Raw genomic sequence first — 20,831 nt, forward strand, 5'->3', positions numbered from 1 at the left:
CAATTCCCGTCGCTCGATTCGACCGACGCTTAGTGTTCGCCGGTAATGGCGGAAAGGATGATCATGGCTGAGTTGGGTTACCAGGCGATCGACGTCGACAATCACTACTACGAGCCGCTGGACTCGTTCACCCGCCATCTGGACAAGAAGTTCAGGGGGCGGGGCGTCCAGATGGTCAACGAGGGCAAGCGGACCTGGGCCGTGATCGGCGGCCGCATCAACCATTTCATCCCCAACCCCACCTTCGACCCGATCATCGTGCCGGGTTGCCTCGACCTGCTCTTCCGCGGCGAGATCCCCGACGGGGTCGATCCGGCCTCGCTGATGAAGGTCGAGCGGCTGGCGGAACACCCCGAGTATCAGAACCGCGACGCCCGGATCGCGGTGATGGACACCCAGGACATCGAGACGGTGTTCATGCTGCCGACGTTCGGATGCGGAGTCGAGGAGGCGCTCAAGCACGACATCGAGGCGACGATGGCGTCGGTGCACGCGTTCAATCTGTGGCTCGACGAGGACTGGGGCTTCGACCGTCCCGATCACCGAATCATTGCCGCACCGATCATCTCGCTGGCCGACCCGGACAAGGCCATCGAAGAGGTGGAGTTCGTGCTCGCGCGCGGCGCCAAGCTGGTGCTGGTGCGCCCGGCGCCGGTGCCCGGCTTGGTCAAGCCGCGGTCGCTGGGCGATCGCAGCCACGACCCGGTCTGGGCGCGGCTGGCCGAGGCAGGGGTGCCGGTCGGATTCCACCTGTCCGACAGCGGCTATCTGCACATCGCGGCGGCCTGGGGCGGCAAAGCGACGTTCGAGGGCTTCGGCGCCAAGGATCCGCTGGATCAGGTGCTGCTCGACGACCGCGCCATTCACGACACGATGGCGTCGATGATCGTGCACGGCGTGTTCACCCGTCACCCGAAACTCAAGGCGGTCAGCATCGAGAACGGCTCGTACTTCGTGCACCGGCTGATCAAGCGATTGAAGAAGGCGGCCAACACCCAACCCCAGTACTTCCCCGAGGACCCGGTGGAGCAGTTGCGCAACAACGTCTGGATCGCGCCCTACTACGAGGACGATCTGGCCGACCTCGCCGGCGCCATCGGCGTCGACAAGATCCTGTTCGGTTCCGACTGGCCGCACGGGGAAGGCCTCGAATCGCCGGTGTCGTTCGCCGAGGAGCTAAAGGGCTTCAGCGAGTCCGACGTTCGAAAGATCATGCGGGACAATGCGTTAGACTTGCTCGGCGTCCAAGTCGGCTCGGCCGCTTGACCTCCCTTGATCACCCGAGGCCGGCTACACCAGTGAGCGAATGGACCATAGGGGCGGTTCTCGACGAAATCGCCCACGTCGTCGGGGACCGGACGATGACGGTATGCGGCGGCCGCCGCAGCACCTTTCGCGAGTCGGCAGAGCGCACCCGCCGGCTGGCAAACTTCCTGGCGGGCAACGGGTTAGGGGCACACCGGGAGCGCGCGACGCTGCAGAACTGGGAATGCGGGCAGGACCGGGTGGCGCTGGTCATGCACAACGACCTGTACCCGGACATGGTCATCGGCTGCCTCAAGGCCCGCACCGTCCCGGTGAACATCAACTACTACTACACACCGAACGAGGTCCGCGAGCTGCTCGACTACGTCAAGCCCCGAGCGGTCATCTACCACCGCGGCCTGGGCGCGAAATTCGCCGACGTGCTCACGGATGCCGGCGTCGACCTGTTGGTGTCCGTGGATGACGGCAGTGGCGCTGCGGAACTGTCGGGCGCGGTGCCGTTGGATGACGCACTGGCGCAAGGGGATACCGACCGGGGGGTGACGGCGTCCCCGGACGATCTGCTGATGATCTGCACCGGCGGCACCACCGGTCGGCCCAAGGGCGTGCTGTGGCGACAGTCCGACATCTATGTGTCCTCCATGGTGGGGGCCGATCATGCCTGCGCGGAAGAGATCCACGACAAGGTGCGCGGTAACGCCGGTGCGCCATGGTTCGCCGTCTCGCCGTTGATGCACGCGGCCGGCATGTGGACGGCCTTCTCGGCGATCATGGCCGGCACCACCGTGGTGATGTATGACACCGGCCGCAAGCTCGAACCGCGATTGGTGTGGGAGACCGCGCAGCGCGAAAAGGTCGGCCTGATGACCATGGTCGGCGACGCCTACGCCGCGCCACTGGTGGCCGAGCTGCAGGGCGGCTCCTACGACTTGCCCTCGCTGTACGCCATCGGGACCGGCGGCGCCGCAACGAATCCCAAGTATCAACAAGCCCTGCTGGAGCTGTTACCCCACATCACCCTCATCAACGGTTACGGCTCATCGGAGACGGGGAACATGGGCTTCGGCCACAGCCGGCGCGGCTCCCAGGCCGACACCTTCACGCTGCGCGAAGGCGGCTTGGTGCTTTCCGAGGACTACAGCCACTTCCTTTCCCCCGGCGAGCCGGAAGTGGGCTGGGTCGCCCGGGAAGGGCGAATACCGTTGGGCTACTTCGACGATCCCGACGCCACCCGCAAGACCTTCCCCGAGATCGACGGCAAGCGAGTGGTGATCTCGGGTGACCGCGCCGCACTGGAAGCCGACGGCGCGTTGCGGTTGTACGGCCGCGACTCGCTGGTCGTCAACACCGGCGGCGAGAAGGTCTTCGTCGAGGAGGTCGAAGAGGTGCTGCGCGCCCACCCGGCGGTCGCCGACGCGCTGGTGGTCGGCCGGCCCAGCGAGCGCTGGGGCGAAGAGCTGGTCGCGCTCGTCGAACTGCGCGACGGCGCCACCGGAACCGCCGAGGAGCTCCACACGCTGTGCACGTCGCGACTGGCGCGGTTCAAGGCGCCCAAGGAGTTCCTCGTCGTCGAGCGGGTTCAGCGCTTGGGCAACGGGAAGGCCGATTACCGTTGGGCGAAACGTCACGCAACAGCAAAGGCGCCGATGTCGACATGAAAGCTATCGATTGCCTGGTCAACGTGCACTTCGGCGAGACCGAGCAGCAGCCGACCTGGATGCTCAAGGTGCGGGACGACTACTTCAAGGGGCCGGAGTCCATGTTCGCACCGGTCGAGTTGTCGAAGCTGCTCGAGGAGATGGACGCCCAGGGTGTGCGCAAGGCGATCTTGATGGACAACCTGGCCAAGCCGTCGGTGACCGCGCGGAAATTCGTCGAGGAGAAGCCCGACCGGTTCGCCCTGGCGATGGGTGGGGTCAACCTGCTGCGCCCGATGCCGTCCCTGCGTGAGTTGTCCGCCATCGTCGACGACCTGCCCGTCGCCTATGCCGCTGTGGGACCGAGCTTTTGGGGCGACGGCCAATACCCGCCCAGCGATGCCGTCTATTACCCGCTGTACACCAAGTGCGCCGAGCTCGAGCTGCCACTGTGTATCAACACCGGCATCCCCGGGCCACCGATCCCCGGGGAGGTGCAGAATCCGATCCACCTCGACCGGGTCTGCGTGCGATTCCCGGAGTTGAAGCTGTGCATGATTCACGGTGCGGACCCGTGGTGGGACATCGCGATCAGGCTGTTGATCAAATATGCCAACCTGCGGTTGATGACGTCGGCGTGGTCGCCGAAACGGTTGCCGGAGAGCCTGTTGCACTACATGCGGACCCGCGGGCCGGACAAGGTGATCTTCGCTTCCGACTGGCCGGTGCTCAAAATGCACCGCGTGGTTCCCGAAGCGGCCGGGCTGGAGCTGCCGGCCCACGTGCTCGACAACTATCTCTACAACAATGCCCAAGAATTCTTCTTCGGTGGCCAGGAGGAAGGCTGAGGATGGACCGCTATGAACTACGTAGGCTCGACTACAGCCTGACGTCGGATCACGAGGCGTTGCAGGCCGCCTACCGCGATTTCTTCAAGACGCATTGTTCGATCGAAACCGTGCGCGCCGCGGAGGAAACCGGCTTCGACAAGAATCTGTGGGAACGGTTGTGCGCCATGGGCGCAACGACCATGGCGGTGCCCGAGTACGCGGGCGGGGACGGGGCGACGCTCGTCGACCTGACCCTGGTGGCCGAGGAGATCGGCCGGTCGCTGGCGCCGGTACCGTGGATCGACCAGGTTTGCACCGCACGGCTGCTCGCGCGCCTCGGCGCGGTCGAACCCGATGTGGTCCACGGCAAGCGACTCGCGGCCTTCGACCCGCAGCACGACAGCGCCGCCGGGGCGCGGCTTTTGCCCACCGGGTCGATCGCCGACCAGATCATCGTGCGCGACGGCGACGACGTCGTCGCGCTGACGTTCGGCACGCGCCCGACCAAGGTGGACAACATCGGCCGGCTGCCGATGGCCTGGGTGGATCCCGCGTCCGCCGATACCCGCACCGTGCTGGCCGGCGGATCCGAGGCGCTGGCCGAATATCAACGGGCGCTGGATGAGTGGCGGGTGCTGAGCGCGGCGGCGTTGGTGGGCCTGGTGGAGGAGACCATGACCATCGCCGCCGAATTCGCCAAGACCCGCTACACGTTGGGCGTGCCGATTTCGACGCTGCAGGGCATCTCGCATCCGCTGGCCAACATCGCGATCACCGTGCAGGGCGGTCGCAACCTGGCGCGGCGCGCGGCCTGGTTCCTGGACAACGAGCCGCACGAGCGCCCGGAGCTGGCGCCCTCGGCGTTCGTGTTCATGGCCGAGGAGGCGGCGAAGGCCGCGACCATGGCGGTGCATATCCAAGGGGGACTTGGCGTTTCGGCGGAGGCCGCCGCGACGGCATATCTGGTGCGAGCCCGTGGCTGGGCATTGGCCGGCGGGGATCCCGGCGCCAGCGCCAAGTATGTCGGCGAGCTGGTCGCCGCGCGCGAAAGTGGAAAGGGCGCCTAAGTGGATTTCTCACGAGTCACGCTGTCCGACGACGATCAGCGGTTCCTCGAAGAAGCGCGCGACTTCCTGCGCACGCATGTGACCGAGGACGTCAAGCGCAGGGACCGCGAAACGGGTGACAACTTCGACGAAGGAGTGCACCTGGCATTGGGCGCCGCCGGTTACCTCGAACGCGAATGGAAGTCGGAGGCCGACGGCGGCTTCAGCAGGGTGCGTCGGCGCATCTGGGAACTGGAGAAACGGCGCGCGCACGTGCCCTGGGTGACCTGGGGCACCACCGCCATGGTGGCCCGCTCGGTCGCGAAGTTCGGCTCGGCCGAACTGCGGGACGAGGTGTTGCCGGGCGTGTTCAGCGGGCATGTCCGGCTATGCCTGGGCTACACCGAACCCGAGGGCGGGTCCGACATCGCCACCTGCAAGACCCGCGCGGTGCGTGACGGCTCGGGAGATGGGGGCTGGATTATCAACGGTTCCAAGATGTTCACCACCGGCGCGCACAACTGCCAGTTCGTCTTCCTCATCACCAACACCGACCCGGGTGCGCAGAAGCACAAGAGCCTCACGATGTTCCTGGTTCCGCTGAACTCCCCGGGCATCGAGATCCAGGGCATCCGCACCGTCGACGGCGACCGCACCAACATCGTCTACTACAGCGACGTGCGCGTCGACGACAAGTATCGCCTGGGCGACGTGAACGCGGGCTGGACGGTGTTGCGCGAGCCCCTCAACACCGAGCACGGGGCGGTCGCGGCCGCACCGGACGGGCTGCAAGACGTGTCGATCATGATGCACCAGGCCGGTTTCATGGCCGACGCGCTGGACAAGGCGGCGGCCAAAGTAACGCAGCCAGACCCGAACGGGCGCAGGCTTATCGACGACGCCGCGGTGGCCTATCGCCTGGGCCGCAGCGCCGCGCGGATGGAAGCCTCCCTGAGCGCGCCCAGCATCTTCGGACGCGTCGCGCTGGCCCAGACGATGCGTGACATCTCCCCGGATCTGATGGACATCCTGGGCACGGCGTCGACGCTGCCCGTCGGCACCGACGGGGCGGCCGACGACGGCGCCGCCGAGTACGTGTACCGGTTCGCGCCGCTGGTCGGGATCTATGGCGGCACCCTCGAGGTGTTCCGCAACATGATCGCGCAGTACGTGCTGGGTCTGGGCAAGCCGGCGTACGCGCCCGTCGCGCAGAAAGCCTCGTAGCCGCGGCTAGCGCTTCGCACCAGCGAAATCCAATGTGAAGCTAGGGCTTTGGGTGTGAATTTGCGGCGGGGTTTGCCGGCGCGTCGTCGCCCGGTAATGACACTCAAAGCCGAGGATTAACACTCGACGCGCCCCCGGCTTGCCGACGCCGTTGCTTCCTGCCGTCGAGTTAGGTTACCCTAACTTCGATGGAAGGAGGTCTGATGGCGACAACATGGGTGGGCGCGCTGCTGCGGAAAAGGCGCGATCCGGGACCGTCCCCCTTTCCGCATCAAGCGACGTTTCTTCTGGACAATCCAGTTCGGCGAGCGCTGATGCCGCCCCGGCGCATCATCGACGCCTTGGACCTGACCGGCACCGAGCGGGTTCTCGAACTCGGACCGGGCCCGGGTTTCTTCAGCGTCGAGATCGCTCGCCAGCTCACCGATGGCAGGCTCGACTTGTTCGACCTCCAGCCGGAGATGCTGGAGAAGGCTCGGCGCCGACTCGAGCGGGCCGGCTTCGTTGATGTCGGCTTCACCAGTGGGCAGGCAAGCGAGCAATTCCCGTTCCCCGACAACGCTTTTGATGTGGCGTTTCTGGCGGCGGTGATAGGGGAGGTGCCCGACCAGCAGGCATGCTTACGCTCGCTGCACCGCGTCTTGAGGCCAGGCGGCCGACTTGTTTTCGTGGAGATGCCGTCCGATCCCGACCGGCTGAGCGTGCCGCAGTTACGCGACCTCGCCGAACCGGCGGGCTTCGAGTTCACCCACGCAACAGGAAACCGCAGGGAAGACGTCGTGCACTTTCGCGCGGTCGCGCAGAAAGCCTCTTGACGCCGTCAGGTCGTGAGGATGGTCGCCGCGGCGGTGCCCGGCGCGCCGTAGAGCTGCGTGAATCCCACCTTGGGGTTGCCGGGCACCTGACGATCGCCCGCCTCACCGCGGAGCTGGCGCACGATCTCGTGGATCTGCCGCAAACCGGAGGCGCCGATGGGCTCGCCGTTGGCGATCAGCCCGCCGTCGGTGTTGACCGGCATCGCACCGTTGATCTCGGTGGCGCCGTCGGCCAGTAGCTTCTCCTGATCGCCGTGCTCGCAGAACCCGCACTCGGCCATGTGAATGATCTCGGCGCCGGCGTCGGTGTCCTGCAACTGGATCACGTCGACATCGTCGGGGGCGATGCCCGCCTTCTCGAAGGCGGTGCGGGCGGCGTAAACCGTTGGGGCCACGTCTTCTTCGACCGGGGCGCACGTGGTGTTCACCTCGTAGGCCCCGTAGCGGCGGGTGCGGACCTCCACCGCCCGCAGGTAGACGGGCTTGGAGGTGTAGCGGTGCGCGATGTCCGCCCGGCACATGACCACGGCGGCGGCGCCCTCGTCGGGCGCGCAGAACATGTACTGGGTCAGCGGATAATTGAGCATCGTCGAGTTGAGGATGTCTTCCTCGGAGATCGGCTTGCGGCGAAAGGCGTTGGGATTCATGGCCCCGTTGCGGAAGTTCTTGGCCGCGACCTTGGCCAGGGTCTGCTGCGAGATGCCGTGGTCGTGCAGGTAACGGTTGGCTTTCATGCCGAAGAACTGGGTGGTCAGATACTGCCCGTTCTGCGCATACCAGCGCGGCATGCCGACCAGGGCGGGGTCTTCGGTGAACGCGCCGCGCGGGTGCTTGTCCAGTCCGATGGCGATGCCGATGTCGTAGTCGCCCAGTCGGATACCGTCGGCGCACGCCTTGGCCGCGCTGGCCGCGGTCGCGCACGCGTTGAACACGTTGGTGAACGGGATGCCGGTCAGCCCGACCATGCCGACGATCGCGTCCGGGTTGGCCACCGTCCAGCTGCCGCCGGTGGCGAATTGGACGTCGCGCCAAGCGATACCGGCGTCGGCGACAGCGGCGTGGATCGCGTCGACGCCCATCTGCATCGCCGACTTGCCCTCGAAGCGCCCGAACGGGTGTAAGCCCACGCCGATGATGGCGACATCATTCACGCCGCGCCACTCCTCACGCAATAGCTCCTGCATTCTTGAGTTCGTCGATCCGGTCCCAGTCCATGCCGAGCTCCATCAGGACCAGCTCGGTGTGCTCGCTGGCCTGCGGCGCCCGCGTCGTCGTCAACGGCTCGTGGTTGAACTGGACGGGGCCGCGGACCACGCGGAACGGCTTGCCGCCGCCGGCGAGCTCGACTTCGGCGATCATGTCGTTGGCGATCGCCTGCTCGTCGTCGACCAGGTCGATGAGGCTCTGGAACGGCGCCCATTGGCCCTTCATCGTCTTAAGGTGTTGTCGCCAATAGGCAAAGGGCTTGGCGGCGAAAGCTTTTGCGATCAGTTCGGCGGCGGCGTCGGCGTTCTGGATCAGCGGGAGCACGTCGGAGAAGCGGGGATCGTCGGCCGCCTCGGGGATGCCCAGGTGTTCGAACGTGTCGCGGATCAGCCCGGTCGGGCTGATGATGCACAGGTTGATCGTGCCGCCGTCGGACGTTTCGTAGTTGCCCATGAAGGGATTCACCGACGGCGCGCCGGAACCCGGCATGGGGGTGCGCATGACCTCGCCGGTCTCCATGCCCTGCGTCACGCTGGCGCCGGCCGCCCACCAGGCAGTGCTCAGCAGCGACACGTCGAGCTCGACGGCCTCACCGGTGCGCTCGCGATGCAGCAGCGCGGCCGAGATGCCACCGGCGATGAACATGCCGCCGATCGAATCGCCGAACGCGGGAATGCCTTGTCCCAGTGCGCCGCCCAGCTCCTCGGGGGTCAGGGCGTACCCGATGCCGCTGCGCGTCCAGAACGCCGTGCCGTCATAGCCGCCGGTGTCACGCTCGGCGCCTTTGTCGCCGTAGGCCGAGCCACGGGCGTACACGATGTTCGGGTTCACCGCCCGAATGTGCTCCACGTCGAACTTGTGCTTCTGGCGCTGCGCGGGCATGTAGTTGGTGAGGAACACGTCCGCGGTCTTGGCGAGCTCGTAGATGACCTCCTGACCGCCGGGCGTGGAGACGTCGATGCCGACGCTGCGTTTGCCGCGGTTGGGATGTTCCATCAGCGGGTGTCGTTCCGGATCGACTTGAATGCCACCCATATTCAAGAACCCGCGCTGGGTGTCGCCGCGGGCCGGGTGTTCGACTTTGATGACGTCCGCTCCCCAGTCGGCCAGGATGGCTCCCGCCGCCGGAACGAAGGTGAACTGCGCAAGCTCCAAGACCCGGAAGCCCGACATGACTTTGACCATTTTGCCGACCCTACTTCGCGTCGAACGTCACCGGAAGCGCATTCGGGGACCGGAAGGGCTGACCGTGGATGTGCGGGTCATCGTCGGTCAACAGGGCGAGGTTGGTCAGCCGGTTCAGCAGGCATTCCATCGCGACGCGTGTTTCCAGCCGCGCCAGATGCAAACCCAGGCAGGTGTGCTCCCCGGCGGCGAACGAGATGTGGGGCGTGTGCTTGCGGAAGATGTCGAACTCTTCGGCGCGGTCCCAGCGCCGCTCGTCGCGGTTCGCCGAACCGATGCACACCCCGATCACCGAACGGGCCGGAATCTGCACGCCTTCCAACTCGGTGTCTTCGGTCGTGAAGCGTTGCACGGTGGTCAGCGGTGTCTCGTAGCGCAGCCCTTCCTCGATGGCCGGTGCCAGCAGCTCGCGGTCGGCTTGCAGCGCGGCGAACTGCTCCGGGTGGGTGAGCAGCAGATACAGCAGGTTCCCCGAGGAGCGGTAGGTGGTCTCCAGGCCGGCGGGCAGCAGCAGCCGCAGGAACGAATAAATCGCTTCGTCGGTGAGCTTTTCGCCGTCGATCTCCGCGGTGACCAGGTCGCCGATGATGTCCTCGGTGGGCTTGGACTTGCGCTGTTCGATCTGCTCGACGAAATAGTCCTTGAGCGCCGTCGAAGCCTCGAAGGCGCGTTCGTAGTTGACGTGGTAGCTGATCAACTGCACGGCGCGGGTGTGAAACATCGGCAGGTCTTCGTCGGGCAACCCGAGCAGCCGGGCGATGACCCGGGTGGGAAACTCGAACGTGAACTGCCGGACCAGGTCGGCTGTGCCCGTCTCGATGAACTCGTCGATCAGGGCATTGCAGATCGGCCGCACGATGGTCGGCTCCCAGCGGGCCAGCGCCTTGGATTTGAAGGCCGCGGACACCAGGTTGCGGTGTTCACGGTGCTTCTTGCCCTCCATCGCCAGAATCGTCGGCCCCATGAACAGGCCGATGGTCTTGTCGTACGGCTTGGAGCTGAACACCCGGCCGTCCCGGAACACCGTGTTGACGGCGTCGAACGACATCGCGGAGTACTCCTGCTTGGGCAGCAGCGACTCCGGGGTCTTGGAATAGTCCATCACCGTGCCGGCGAACACGCCGGCCTCCCGCCGTTTGCGGGCAAAGAACGGGTAGGGGTCTCGCAGGCTGACGGTTTCGTCGCCGGCACCGGCGGCGGTGTGAACGTTGGTCGTCACCTGATCTCCAGCATCTTGATCTCAGCACGATCGAACACTTCTTCGTAAGATCGTACTGTAATTATTACAGTAGGCAATATGGGCATTACCGGCGAGGTCGCTCGCGGGTTGGATACCGAAGGTGATTCATGAGCACACTCGACGGACACGCTCCCGCCGCACTCGAACGGCGGGTCGCTGAGCTGGGCGCCGTCCTTGCGCGGCAGCGCCAGGCGTTCGTGGATGAGGGGCCGCCCGGGCTGGCGGTGCGGCGCAACCGCATCGATCGGTTGATGGCACTCGTGGTGGACCACACCGATGCGTTCGTGGAGGCGATGGCGGCGGACTTCGGCACCCGCTCCAAGGCCGCTACCTTGTTCACCGAGGTCATCGGGATGTTCTCGGTCATCGAGCACACCAGATCCCATGCGGCCCAGTGGATGCGGCCCACCAAGCTGCTGCCGGCCGCGCGGCTGTGCGGACTGCGGGCGGAGGTTCAGCCCTCACCACTCGGGGTGATCGGAATCATCGGGCCGTGGAACTTCCCGCTCAATCTCGTTGTCCTGCCCGCGGCCACCGCGTTCGCGGCCGGCAACCGGGCGATGATCAAGATGTCGGAGGTCACCTCGCATACCGCCGATCTGATGGCCTCGCTGGCACCGGAGTACTTCGACCCCGACGAGTTGCACGTCGTCACCGGTGGTGCCGACGTGGCGGCGGCCTTCGCAGGGTTGCCGTTCGACCATCTCTTCTTCACCGGCTCACCGTCGGTCGGGGCGCTGGTGCAGCGCTCGGCGGCACAGAATCTGGTTCCGGTGACGCTGGAGCTCGGGGGCAAGAACCCCGTCGTCGTCGCACCGGCTGCCGACGTTCGGCGCGCGGCGGCACGGATCGCCCAGGCTCGCATGGTCAACGGGGGCCAGGTCTGCGTGTGCCCCGACTACGTGTTCGTGCCCGAGGAGAAGCTGGAGGCCTTCGTTGACGCCGCGCGACACACCCTGCGGGACATGTTCCCCACGATAGTGGCGAACAAGGACTACTGCTCGAGTGTCAATCAGGCGAATTTCGACCGAGTCGTCGGGCTGATCGAGGATGCGCGGGGCAGGGGTGCCACGGTGGAAACCATTGCGCCGGTGGGGGAGTCGCTGCCGGACCGTGCCTCCCGCAAGATCGCACCCACCATCATCCGTGATGTCGACGACGGCATGAAGATCGCCGGCGAGGAGGTTTTCGGTCCGGTTCTCGTCGTCAAGGCGTATTCGCGGCCGGCCGAGGCCATCGATTACATCAATGCCCGACCGACGCCGCTGGTGGCGTACTGGTACGGACCCGACGATGCCGAATTCCGGGCCTTCGTCCGCAGCACCCGCAGCGGTGGAGTTGCCCGCAATGACTTTGCGGCGCAGATGATCCCGTCGGCGGCGCCGTTCGGGGGAGTGGGCCGCAGCGGGATGGGCGCCTACCACGGCAAGGCCGGTTTCGATGCGTTCAGTCATCACCGCACGGTGGTGGGCAATGACCTGCCCTTCAGCATCACCGGAGGCGCGGCGCCGCCGTTCGGCCGGCCCCTGCGGCTGGGCGCCGAGGTGATGATGCGCATGACACGCGCTCGCACCCGCCGGCGGCTCCGCGGCCACCCGCGCGGCTAGCGAGGTCTAGCGGTCGGCGCGTGCGGATCCCGGGCTGGTCAGCCTCGCGGCGCGGGCCAGCAGGTCCGCATAGCGCACGCCGAGCAGCCGCGGCATCGCCGCCATCGCCCGCCCGTCGGGGCCGATGAGGATCCGGGCCCGATTCTTCTCCGCGCCACGCAGAATGAGCCGAGCGGCCTTGGCGGGCGAGGTCAGCGCCGTCCGGTCGAAGAGCTTGGCCGCGAGATCGGGATCCTCGGTGTCCGAGGTGCGCATGTTCGCGCCGAAGTTGGTCCGCACCACGCCGGGATGCACGCAGTGCACGGTCACCGGACGGCCTTCCATGATCATCTCCTGGCGCAGCGCCTCGGTGAAGCCACGCACCGCGAACTTTGAAGTGCTGTAAGCGCCCTGGTAGGGAATCGCGATGAGACCGAACGCGCTGGACAGGTTCACCAGTCGGGAGGGGATCCGGGGGGAGCCTGCCTCGATCAGTTGCGGCAGAAAGGCTTTGGTGCCGTTGACGACGCCGCCGACGTTGATGCCCATCAGCCAATCGAAGTCCTTCCAGGACATGTCCGCCACGCCGGCGAACAGGTCGACTCCGGCGTTGTTGAACACCAGCGAGGCGGGCCCGTGTTGCCGGTGCACCTCGTCGGCGAAGCCCAGCACCGCATCCCGGTCGGCGACGTCGACCCGATACGGCGTGACCTGCCCGGGCGGACACCCGGCCTGGGTTTCGGCCAGGCCATTCGGATCGATGTCGGACGCCGCGACGTGCGCGCCTTCTTCGGTCAGTGCCCGCGTCAAGGCGCGGCCGATGCCCGAGCCGGCACCCGTCACCACGGCGACACGGCCTTGGTACTTCATGAGTTCCCTGCCTCCACAATCGCTTTGATCCGACCCACGGACGTCTCGAGGTTCTTTTGCAGATCGCTACGACGATCCCGGACGAACAGGAACAGGCGCTCGAAAACCACAGCGCCGAGCGGCAACGGCACGCACATCCGGAAGGTTTCGGTGAGGCGCGCGGTACCCGCGGTGGTACCGGGTTCGATCAGGTATGTCCATTGCGTCCAGTCGCCGCCCATGGCCTGCACCACGAACGAAAACTTATGTCCGGGCCACGCGTCGACGACTTCGGCATCCGTCCGCCACCGGCCGAGCCGTCGGCGGCTCCAAGCGCGAAAAAGGTTGGGCGACAGCCACGTTGCGCGTCGCGTCTCGGGACTCCACTCGGGGATCCTGGTGACGTCGGCGATCACGGCGTAAACCTGGTCGGCCGACGCGCGCACCTGGGCCGAGGCCGTCAGCGTCTCGTCCTTCTGCAGCAACGACATGGCCTGCGCCCTCCTCAGCGGCTACCGGCGCGGCCGGTCAGCCATTGACCGCCTGCTCGCGCGCCCACCGGTAGTCGGCCTTGCCGGACGGGCTCCGCTCGATGGCCGCGCGGAACACGATCGCTTTGGGGAGCTTGTAGCGCGCCAGCGTCTGCGCGGCGTGGGCCACCAGTTCCGCCGCTTCGGCGCTGGCACCTTCAGCCAGCGCCACCACGGCGACGACCTCCTGGCCCCACCGTTCGCTGGGCCGGCCGGCGACCACCACGTCGGCGACGGCGGGATGTGACGCGATGGCCGTTTCGACCTCCTCGACGAAGATCTTCTCGCCGCCGGAGTTGATGGTCACCGAATCGCGGCCGAGCAACTCGATGGAGCCGTCGGCGCCGTGGCGCGCGCGGTCGCCGGGGACGGCGTAGCGCACGCCGTCGATCACCGGGAAGGTCTTGGCCGTCTTGGCCGCATCGCCCCTGTAGCCGAGTGGAACGTAGCCCCGCTGCGCCAGCCAGCCCATCCCGTCGTGCCCGGGTGCCAGGATCGCCGAAAGGTCCTCGGCGGCAACGAAAGTGTCCGGTCCGGCGTTGAACGTCCCCGTCGCCACCGCCCCGGACGTCGACATGTGGTGCATCTGCGCCCCGGTCTCCGACGATCCGACACCGTCGACCACGACGGCGTTCGGCAGCGTCTCGATCAAGCGTTTCTTGACGTACGGGGTCAGCAGGGCGCCGCCGTTGGCGACGACCGCCAGCGACGACACATCGGCGATCCCCTTCTCGATGGCGGCGACCAGGGGGCGCGCCATCGCGTCACCGACCACCGTGACCACCATGACCTTCTCCCGCTCGATGGTGCGCACCACGTCCTCGGCGTCCAGATGGTCGACGACCGTGGGAAACACGACGGACTGGCCCGTGGTGATCGCGGTCATCACACTCCACTGGGCCGCACCGTGGATCAGCGGGGGCAGGATCATCAGCTTGGTGCCCGGCCCGGAGGCGGCGCGTTCGACGATCTCGTCGATGGAGCTCGACGGCTCGCCGGTCATCAGGTTCCGTCCGCCGAAGGACGTCATGAAGATGTCGTGCTGGCGCCACAACACGCCCTTCGGCATTCCCGTCGTGCCACCGGTGTACAGGACGTACAGGTCGTCGGCGGAGTGCTGCACGGGCGGCGGCTCCGGGGACACCGACGCCAGCGCGGCCTCGTAATCGACCGCGCCCTCGAGCAACTCGTTACCCGAGTCGTCGGCGATCTGGATCAGCACGCGCAGCTGTGGCAGCTCCGGCAAGATCTCGGCGACTCGCGGTGCGAACGCGGCGTGGTAGAGCAGCGCGGTCGCGCCGGCGTCCGCCAGCAGGTATTGCAGCTCGCTCTTCACATAGCGGAAGTTGACGTTGAACGGGGCGACGCGCGCCTCGAAGCTGCCCAGCAACGCCTCGACGAATTCGTTGCCGTTGTAGGCGTAGAGGCCCAGCAGATCCTGGCCCACTTCGTGACCGCCGAGCGCGGAGCGCTCGGTGTGGCAGCCCAACCCCTGCGAATGCAGGTATGCGGCCAGCCGGGTGGAACGTTCGATCACCTGCGCATAGGTGTAGCGCCGATCGCCCTGGATGATCAGCTCGCGATCGGGGATCGCGGCGGCGACGGCCTTCGCGACGGCCGGGACCGTGAATGTTGTTGTGGTGTCGGACATCGTGCCTCTCACGGCTGGTGGGGGAGCAGTCGGACCATCAGGCCGTTGGCTTCGCTGAGCAAGGTTCCATCGGCGGCTATCATAGTAGCGTCAATGAAAACCTTCCTGCCCTCGATGTCGGTGATGCGGCCCCGGGCCGTCAGTGGCTGGTCGATCGGGGTGATGTTGCGGTAGTCGACGTGCAGGAAGGCGGTGCGCGTCGGGCGGATGTCCGCGGTGGTCACCACCATGCCGAACAGCCAGTCGTAGAACAGCGGGATCATGCCGCCGTGCACGGCCCGGTTCCCGCCGATGTGCGAGGTGGTGAAGTGGCCGGCCATCGTCACGCCCTCGGGGCCGGATTCGGTCACCAGCCAGGGCGGCATCAGGGGATGGGCCAGCCCGGGCAGCGTCAGCACCCGGCCGGCCACCGCCTCGGTCTCCGGGACCTGGTGGCCGTCGAGCAGCGCGCAGGCGTTCTCCAGGTGCGCGGCCGCGGCGGCCCACAACTCGGGATCGGGCCTGGTGGACACCGTCAGGTCCTGCAGCCGGCGCAGCGCGGCGACGAACGGGCCCAGTTCCGCAGGGGCATTCTCGACGGGTCTGACGTCGGGAAATCCGCCACGAACTTCCGGCGCGGTATCGGTCATCGCGTTCCTTCGTCCCAGGCCCGCAGCAGGTCCTCGGTACCTGTGATGGTGGCCAGCAGCGACAGCGTGTTGGCGATCATCGCTGCACCATAGTCGGCGGGTATGCCGGCGACCGCATCGCGGGGGACGACCACCCGGTAGGCGGCGTTGACGGCGTCCATGACGAGGTTGGGGATGGCGATGTTCAGTGAGACGCCCACTACGACAATGGTCGACACCCCGAGATTGCGCAGCACCGCGTCCAGGTCCGTGCCGCCCATCGGGCCCACGCCGTGCCAGCGGCGCAACACCAAATCCGAAGGCTCCGGCCCCAATTCGGGCAGTAGTTCCGCACCCGGCGTGCCGGGCGTGATGTCCACCCGGTTCCCGCCGCCCATCGCGAAGATCTTTGCGTTGTGGTTGGAGCCGAGCCCGTCGGACCGGCGCTGCACGAGGCAGTGCACGATGCGCACCCCGGCCGCCCGGGCCGCCGGCAGCAGGCGCGCGATGTTGGGCAGCGCTTCGCGGCGGGCTTCCTCGGCGAGCATCGCCAGCCCGGCGTCGGGACCCATCACCGCGCCCTGGCACTCCTGGGTGACGATTGCGGTGTGCGCGGGCGCGATCAGTTCGGCCAGCCGATCAGTCATGCGTGGGCGCCCACCGGCGCGACGTCGTAGAACTGGGTCGCCCACTTCCGCAGCGCCATATAGCCTTTCGCGTCCGTCTTCGACAGCGCGGGGTGTTCGACGTACTTCTGGTAGCGCCAGATCTGCAAATCGTCGAACACGGTGGACAGGAACTGCTTCTCGATGACCTCCCGCAGTTTGCCCTCGGGGACGTCCGCGGTGTCTCCGGGCAGTCGCGGCCACCAGATCGAGTAGAACAGGTCCGAGCATTCGTCGTCGACCGGCGTGCAGGTGAAGATCAGCCGATGATTCTGGGCGCCCTCGAAGACGCTGATCGCGCCGCCGAGGCCGAACAGGTGGCTGTGGAACCGCAATGCAAGGTCGTCCGGGTTGTCGCTGCGCGCGTCGGGCCAGCCGGCGATGAACTGCCATTCCTGGTCGACGATCCTCCACTCCAGCACCCTGGGCGTCACGGTGGCGTGGTGCACGTACTCGAAATGCGCACTGTCGGGCGCATTTTCGGCCACGATCTGCGGGTGTACCGGTTCGCGCTCCGCGCGCCGGGAGAACTCCGGGTATGCGCGGTAATAGGCCGCGGGGTCCGTTTCGAATTGCGGGAACTTGTGAAAGATGTCGGGCATCTCCCACTGCGGCTCTTTACCGTCCGGATGGTGCCAGACGAAGACGCAGTCGTACTGCTCGCGGACGGGATACACCTTCAGCCGTAGCCCGCGGTTGGGCCGGTCCGGCTGGTAGGGGATGTATTTGTTGCAGCCGTCCGGGCCCCAGCGCCAGCCGTGGAAGGGGCACTCGACGCAGTCGCCGACGACTTTGCCGCCGTGGCCGAGGTGGGCGCCCAAGTGCTTGCAGTGCGCTTCCAGGACGTGCAGCTCGCCCTGCTCGTCGCGGTAGGCCACCAGGTCCTCGCCGAAATACTGCAGCGGCCGCGCCTCGCCGACGGGAAACTCCGGGGACCAGCCGACCATGAACCAGCCGGTGACCTTCCAGGTGAACGGGACTTTCACACCAGCGCCTCTCGCCATCGTTGATACTAAATCCATTACAGTATAGATTTCAGCAGTCCGGCCGGCACACGGCAAGGAGTGAAATGACGACAGCGGCTGACGAGCTGGAAGCCATCCGACAACTGAAGGCGCGCTACTGCCGCTTCCTGGACACCAAAGACCTCGAGTCCTGGCGCGACGTGTTCACCACCGATGTCGTGGTGACCCTCGATATGGCGGTGTCCACCGCCGGTGCCGACCCGCAGACCGCGCCACCGATCGAAGGCGTGCAGAACTTTGCGCCGATGGTGATGGGCGGGCTCGAGGGAGTCGCCACCAAACATCACTGTCACACCCCCGAGATCACGCTCACCTCCGCGACCACCGCGGCCGGCATCTGGGCGATGGAGGACCTGCTGATCTTCGGTGACGGCCGCGAGTTGTACGGCGCCGGCCACTACCACGAGACCTACCAGAAGCGGGACGGTCGTTGGCAGATCAAGTCGCTGCACCTCACCCGAACCATCCTGAAGATCACCGGCGGTGACGATGGCAAAAGCTGATACCTCGTTCGACGTGCTCGTCATCGGCGCCGGATTCTCCGGGCTGTACATGCTGCACCGGTTGCGGCAACTCGGGCTGCGCACGCGCGTGCTCGAGATGGCCGAAAAGGTGGGCGGAACCTGGCTTTTCAACCGGTACCCGGGCGCGCGCTGCGATATCGAGAGCATCGAATACTCCTACAGCTTCTCCGAAGATATTCAGCAGGAGTGGGTATGGACGGAGTCGATGCCGGCCCAGCCCGAGATCGAGGCCTATCTGAACTTCGTGGCCGACCGGCTCGACCTTCGCCGCGACATCCAGTTCGGGGCCAAGGTCGTCGCGATGACGTTCGAGGAAGAAGCCGGCCGGTGGCAGGTGCGCACCGAGACCGGCGAAACCTTCCGGGTCCCGTTCGTCGTCGCCGCCTCCGGAATTCTGTCGGTGCCGCTGGAACCCGACATCCCCGGAATGGATACCTTCGCCGGGACCTCCCTGTTCACCAGCCGCTGGCCGGAGGGCGGCGTGGACCTCACCGGCAAGCGGGTCGGTGTCATCGGCACCGGTTCGACAGGCGTTCAGCTCATCCCGGTGGTGGCCCGAGAAGCGTTGCACCTGTCGGTGTTTCAGCGCTCGCCCGCCTACACCCTGCCCTGGCGGGTGCATCGGTTCGAACCGGGCGAACTCGACGACATGAAGGCCCGCTACGCCGACATCCGGGCGGCCCAACGCGCCCACCCGATCGGGGCGGCGCGGTTGAGCGCCTTCTCCGTGCTGCTGGACATGCTCGGCCGACCGCCGCTGAAGTCGGCGACCCGCGAAGAACAATTGCGCGCCATCGAGGAGAACGGCGTGATGGGGGCGCTGAACTGGGGTGACATCTTCTTCGACATCGAAGCCAATCGGATGGCCGCCAGGCTGTACGGCGAGGCGGTGGCCCGGATCGTCAAAGATCCCGACACGGCCGCCTCGTTGGTGCCGGTACACCCCTTTGCCTGTAAGCGGCCGATCATCGACCAGGGTTACTACGAGACGTTCAACCGGGACAACGTCAGCCTGGTCGATCTGCGGAAGTCGCCGATCCGCGAGGTGACACCGACCGGAATCCGCACCGAGGACCGGATGCACGAACTCGATGTCATCGTGTACGCCACCGGCTTTGACGCCATGACCGGTGCGCTCAGCCGCATCGATGTGCGCGGTCGCGGGGGAATGTCGCTGGGCGAGTTCTGGGCCACCGAGGGGCCGCTTTCGTATCTCGGCCTCGCGGTCGCCGGCTTCCCGAACCTGTTCACGGTCCAGGGGCCCGGCAGCCCGAGCGCCGCGACCAACTTCGTCGCCGCGCTCGAACAGCACGTGGAGTGGATCGGTAACTGCATCGCGTATCTGCGCGCCAACGACATCCGCACCATCGAGGCGCTCAGCAGCGCCCAGCAGGAATGGATCGACCACGCCACCGCGCTCGTTGCGCCGACCGTCCTGGTTCATCCGTCGTGCAACTCCTGGTACAACGGTGGCAACGTGCCCGGCAAGAAACGGATGTACATGGGTTATACCGGCGGGATACCCGAATACCGGCGCCGCTGCGACGAAATCGCCGCCGGCGGATACATCGGGTTCAAACTGGTCTAGCTGGCGAAGGTGAGCGACATGGCGACGGCGTTGAGCGGGCTGAGCCTGGCCAGAGATGTGGCCCGCGAATTGGGCATGCTGATGCCGCGCACGGTGGCCGGCCTGCGCGAGTCGACCGGTTGGTCCCCGCTCTCGCCGCGCGGTGCGCGTCAGTTCGGCGAGGCGATGCTCGATGAACTTGTGCTGAGCGCCTTTTCGCTGCTGGGCCGAAGCCCTGCACCGATGCGGCCGCTGGATGGGTGTGCCGCGGCGGCCGAGGAGCTCTCCTCGCTGGGCATCGACCGGGCGCACGCCGACCCGAACCCGTTGCGGCCGACGTCGATTCGCAGGCGCAGCATCGCCGGCCTTCGCTACGAGCGGATGGCTTTCGAGCACGACCCCGCCTTGCCGGCCACGCTGGCGGCCGAGGGTTTGGGCGGCCCGGCGCGGGCGGTGGTGCACCTGTGCCGGCACGGCGACGGGCCCAGGCCGTGGCTGGTGTGGGTGCACGGCGCGGGCCAGGGTGGCACCGAGGACCTGCTGCTGTCCCGGATCGGACGCATACATCACAAGCTCGGGTACAACGTGGCGATGCCGGTGCAGCCCGGCCACGGCTGCCGGCGACGCCAATGGCCGGCCTATCCCGACATGGATCCGCTGGGCAACGTGGCGGGAATGATGCGCGTGGTTTCCGAGGTGCGCGCCGTTGTGCGCTGGGTACGGCCGCAGGCCACGGCCGTTGTGGTGGCGGGGATTTCGATGGGAAGCCCGGTGGCCGCGCTGGTCTCCCACCTGGAAAAGCAGACCGACGCCGTCGCGCTCTACACGCCCATCCTGGGGCTCAACGCCATGATCGCGCGGCACCTGCAACGGTGGGGCTCATCGCGCGAGGGATTCCGCGAGCTGCTGGAATCGCCGGCGGTCACGAAGCTGACCTCGGTGATCGATCCCTTGGCGGTCATTCCGTCCCCGCCGCCGCAGCGCCGGCTCATCGTCGGGGCGTGGCACGACCGGATGGCGATGCGCGAGCCCACCGACGCATTGCAGGAGCGCTGGGGCGGCCAACTGTACTGGTACGACGGCAGCCACGTCGGGCACATCTTCTCGCGACGGGTGCAGCGCATCACCGACCGATTCCTGGGCGAGGTGGCCGCGCTGAAAGCGGACGACGCGGTGCCCGACTGATGGCACCCACTTGGACCGCGCGAACCGTGGTCGAGCTCTACAACCTCGTCGTGTGGAACGAACGCAACATCGAGCTGGCCGAGGAATTGTTGGGCGACACGGTGATTCGCCACGAGGTCGGTGGTGCGCGCACGCTGACCCACGCCGAAGCGGTGCAGCGGGTGGTGGACATGTGGGAGCTGGCCGATTCGC

The 20,831-nt window shown here is 66.8% G+C and carries 19 protein-coding genes and 1 pseudogene; 11 read left to right on the forward strand and 9 right to left on the reverse strand.

What is annotated here, in order from left to right:
- Positions 1–63 precede the first annotated feature (63 nt).
- The 6 genes from A9W96_RS00135 (at position 64) to A9W96_RS00160 (ending at position 6,818) form a co-directional block, all read left to right on the forward strand.
- The gene (locus A9W96_RS00135; RefSeq protein WP_067021732.1) at positions 64–1,266 is read left to right on the forward strand and encodes an amidohydrolase family protein; all 1,203 of its coding nucleotides are present in this window, start codon (positions 64–66) and stop codon (positions 1,264–1,266) included.
- Between the two features lie 32 nt (positions 1,267–1,298).
- Positions 1,299–2,924, forward strand: a complete 1,626-nt coding sequence (locus A9W96_RS00140; RefSeq protein ID WP_067137226.1) for an acyl-CoA synthetase — start codon at positions 1,299–1,301, stop codon at positions 2,922–2,924.
- Positions 2,921–3,751 (forward strand): amidohydrolase family protein, encoded by an 831-nt coding sequence (locus A9W96_RS00145; RefSeq protein WP_066881942.1) that lies wholly within the window; start codon positions 2,921–2,923, stop codon positions 3,749–3,751. Before A9W96_RS00140 ends, A9W96_RS00145 begins: the two co-directional genes overlap by 4 nt.
- A gap of 2 nt (positions 3,752–3,753) precedes the next feature.
- Positions 3,754–4,800 carry an acyl-CoA dehydrogenase family protein gene (locus A9W96_RS00150; protein ID WP_066866558.1) on the forward strand — a complete coding sequence of 349 codons (1,047 nt, stop codon included), beginning with the start codon at positions 3,754–3,756 and terminating at the stop codon, positions 4,798–4,800.
- Positions 4,801–6,003: an acyl-CoA dehydrogenase family protein gene (locus tag A9W96_RS00155; protein ID WP_066881938.1), complete on the forward strand. Its 1,203-nt coding sequence runs from the start codon at positions 4,801–4,803 to the stop codon at positions 6,001–6,003.
- A gap of 218 nt (positions 6,004–6,221) precedes the next feature.
- Positions 6,222–6,818 (forward strand): class I SAM-dependent methyltransferase, encoded by a 597-nt coding sequence (locus A9W96_RS00160; protein WP_197497884.1) that lies wholly within the window; start codon positions 6,222–6,224, stop codon positions 6,816–6,818.
- A 5-nt stretch (positions 6,819–6,823) separates the two neighbouring features.
- Here the strand turns inward: A9W96_RS00160 and A9W96_RS00165 are convergent, their stop codons facing one another.
- From A9W96_RS00165 to A9W96_RS00175, 3 genes are read right to left on the reverse strand one after another with little or no spacing between them, the layout of a single operon-like run.
- The gene (locus A9W96_RS00165; RefSeq protein WP_066866648.1) at positions 6,824–7,969 is read right to left on the reverse strand and encodes a thiolase family protein; all 1,146 of its coding nucleotides are present in this window, start codon (positions 7,967–7,969) and stop codon (positions 6,824–6,826) included.
- Positions 7,970–7,982: 13 nt separating this feature from the next.
- The gene (locus A9W96_RS00170) at positions 7,983–9,197 is read right to left on the reverse strand and encodes a CaiB/BaiF CoA-transferase family protein (protein ID WP_066881952.1); all 1,215 of its coding nucleotides are present in this window, start codon (positions 9,195–9,197) and stop codon (positions 7,983–7,985) included.
- A 22-nt stretch (positions 9,198–9,219) separates the two neighbouring features.
- Positions 9,220–10,428: a cytochrome P450 gene (locus A9W96_RS00175; protein ID WP_067137228.1), complete on the reverse strand. Its 1,209-nt coding sequence runs from the start codon at positions 10,426–10,428 to the stop codon at positions 9,220–9,222.
- Positions 10,429–10,556: 128 nt separating this feature from the next.
- Here A9W96_RS00175 and A9W96_RS00180 point away from each other — a divergent pair, with 128 nt between their 5' ends.
- Entirely contained in the window at positions 10,557–12,056 is a 1,500-nt protein-coding gene (locus A9W96_RS00180; RefSeq protein ID WP_082971979.1) for an aldehyde dehydrogenase family protein, read from the forward strand.
- A 6-nt stretch (positions 12,057–12,062) separates the two neighbouring features.
- Here the strand turns inward: A9W96_RS00180 and A9W96_RS00185 are convergent, their stop codons facing one another.
- Genes A9W96_RS00185 through A9W96_RS00210 form a run of 6 tightly spaced genes read right to left on the reverse strand, consistent with a single transcriptional unit; the run spans position 12,063 to position 17,324 of the window.
- Positions 12,063–12,905 carry an SDR family oxidoreductase gene (locus A9W96_RS00185; protein WP_067137230.1) on the reverse strand — a complete coding sequence of 281 codons (843 nt, stop codon included), beginning with the start codon at positions 12,903–12,905 and terminating at the stop codon, positions 12,063–12,065.
- The gene (locus A9W96_RS00190; RefSeq protein ID WP_067137232.1) at positions 12,902–13,375 is read right to left on the reverse strand and encodes an SRPBCC family protein; all 474 of its coding nucleotides are present in this window, start codon (positions 13,373–13,375) and stop codon (positions 12,902–12,904) included. Before A9W96_RS00190 ends, A9W96_RS00185 begins: the two co-directional genes overlap by 4 nt.
- A gap of 37 nt (positions 13,376–13,412) precedes the next feature.
- Complete coding sequence (locus A9W96_RS00195; protein WP_067137234.1) at positions 13,413–15,065, reverse strand: acyl-CoA synthetase; 1,653 nt, start codon at positions 15,063–15,065, stop codon at positions 13,413–13,415.
- Between the two features lie 8 nt (positions 15,066–15,073).
- Positions 15,074–15,694 (reverse strand): PaaI family thioesterase, encoded by a 621-nt coding sequence (locus tag A9W96_RS00200; RefSeq protein ID WP_066881926.1) that lies wholly within the window; start codon positions 15,692–15,694, stop codon positions 15,074–15,076.
- Positions 15,691–16,320, reverse strand: a complete 630-nt coding sequence (locus A9W96_RS00205) for a cysteine hydrolase (protein ID WP_067021692.1) — start codon at positions 16,318–16,320, stop codon at positions 15,691–15,693. Before A9W96_RS00205 ends, A9W96_RS00200 begins: the two co-directional genes overlap by 4 nt.
- Positions 16,317–17,324, reverse strand: coding sequence for a Rieske 2Fe-2S domain-containing protein (locus A9W96_RS00210; protein ID WP_067137237.1), 1,008 nt, complete (start codon positions 17,322–17,324; stop codon positions 16,317–16,319). The genes A9W96_RS00205 and A9W96_RS00210 overlap by 4 nt, the downstream gene beginning before the upstream one ends.
- 83 nt (positions 17,325–17,407) lie before the next feature.
- On the opposite strand from A9W96_RS00210, the gene A9W96_RS00215 reads away from it, so the two are divergent.
- From A9W96_RS00215 to A9W96_RS00230, 4 genes and pseudogenes are all read left to right on the forward strand, one after another.
- Positions 17,408–17,866, forward strand: coding sequence for a nuclear transport factor 2 family protein (locus A9W96_RS00215; RefSeq protein WP_066866578.1), 459 nt, complete (start codon positions 17,408–17,410; stop codon positions 17,864–17,866).
- A complete protein-coding gene (locus A9W96_RS00220; RefSeq protein ID WP_067137238.1) occupies positions 17,853–19,475 on the forward strand; it encodes an NAD(P)/FAD-dependent oxidoreductase in 1,623 nt (540 codons plus the stop codon). Before A9W96_RS00215 ends, A9W96_RS00220 begins: the two co-directional genes overlap by 14 nt.
- 18 nt (positions 19,476–19,493) lie before the next feature.
- Positions 19,494–20,639, forward strand: a complete 1,146-nt coding sequence (locus tag A9W96_RS00225; RefSeq protein WP_067137240.1) for a PHB depolymerase family esterase — start codon at positions 19,494–19,496, stop codon at positions 20,637–20,639.
- A pseudogene (locus A9W96_RS00230) lies at positions 20,639–20,831 on the forward strand (nuclear transport factor 2 family protein); the annotation flags it as partial. The gene A9W96_RS00225 and the pseudogene A9W96_RS00230, both read left to right, overlap by 1 nt.

Source organism: Mycobacterium sp. 1245852.3 (assembly GCF_001669335.1).
GTDB classification, from domain to species: Bacteria; Actinomycetota; Actinomycetes; order Mycobacteriales; family Mycobacteriaceae; genus Mycobacterium; species Mycobacterium europaeum_A.

What these genes read in the sequence shown, in the direction of transcription:
- A9W96_RS00200 (WP_066881926.1), bottom strand. Translation starts at nt 15,694, where the DNA reads ATGACCGATACCGCGCCGGAAGTTCGTGGCGGATTTCCCGACGTCAGA.
- A9W96_RS00215 (WP_066866578.1), top strand. Translation starts at nt 17,408, where the DNA reads ATGACGACAGCGGCTGACGAGCTGGAAGCCATCCGACAACTGAAGGCG.
- A9W96_RS00170 (WP_066881952.1), bottom strand. Translation starts at nt 9,197, where the DNA reads ATGTCGGGCTTCCGGGTCTTGGAGCTTGCGCAGTTCACCTTCGTTCCG.
- A9W96_RS00220 (WP_067137238.1), top strand. Translation starts at nt 17,853, where the DNA reads ATGGCAAAAGCTGATACCTCGTTCGACGTGCTCGTCATCGGCGCCGGA.
- A9W96_RS00180 (WP_082971979.1), top strand. Translation starts at nt 10,557, where the DNA reads ATGAGCACACTCGACGGACACGCTCCCGCCGCACTCGAACGGCGGGTC.
- A9W96_RS00195 (WP_067137234.1), bottom strand. Translation starts at nt 15,065, where the DNA reads ATGTCCGACACCACAACAACATTCACGGTCCCGGCCGTCGCGAAGGCC.
- A9W96_RS00190 (WP_067137232.1), bottom strand. Translation starts at nt 13,375, where the DNA reads ATGTCGTTGCTGCAGAAGGACGAGACGCTGACGGCCTCGGCCCAGGTG.
- A9W96_RS00150 (WP_066866558.1), top strand. Translation starts at nt 3,754, where the DNA reads ATGGACCGCTATGAACTACGTAGGCTCGACTACAGCCTGACGTCGGAT.
- A9W96_RS00185 (WP_067137230.1), bottom strand. Translation starts at nt 12,905, where the DNA reads ATGAAGTACCAAGGCCGTGTCGCCGTGGTGACGGGTGCCGGCTCGGGC.
- A9W96_RS00205 (WP_067021692.1), bottom strand. Translation starts at nt 16,320, where the DNA reads ATGACTGATCGGCTGGCCGAACTGATCGCGCCCGCGCACACCGCAATC.
- A9W96_RS00145 (WP_066881942.1), top strand. Translation starts at nt 2,921, where the DNA reads ATGAAAGCTATCGATTGCCTGGTCAACGTGCACTTCGGCGAGACCGAG.
- A9W96_RS00225 (WP_067137240.1), top strand. Translation starts at nt 19,494, where the DNA reads ATGGCGACGGCGTTGAGCGGGCTGAGCCTGGCCAGAGATGTGGCCCGC.
- A9W96_RS00135 (WP_067021732.1), top strand. Translation starts at nt 64, where the DNA reads ATGGCTGAGTTGGGTTACCAGGCGATCGACGTCGACAATCACTACTAC.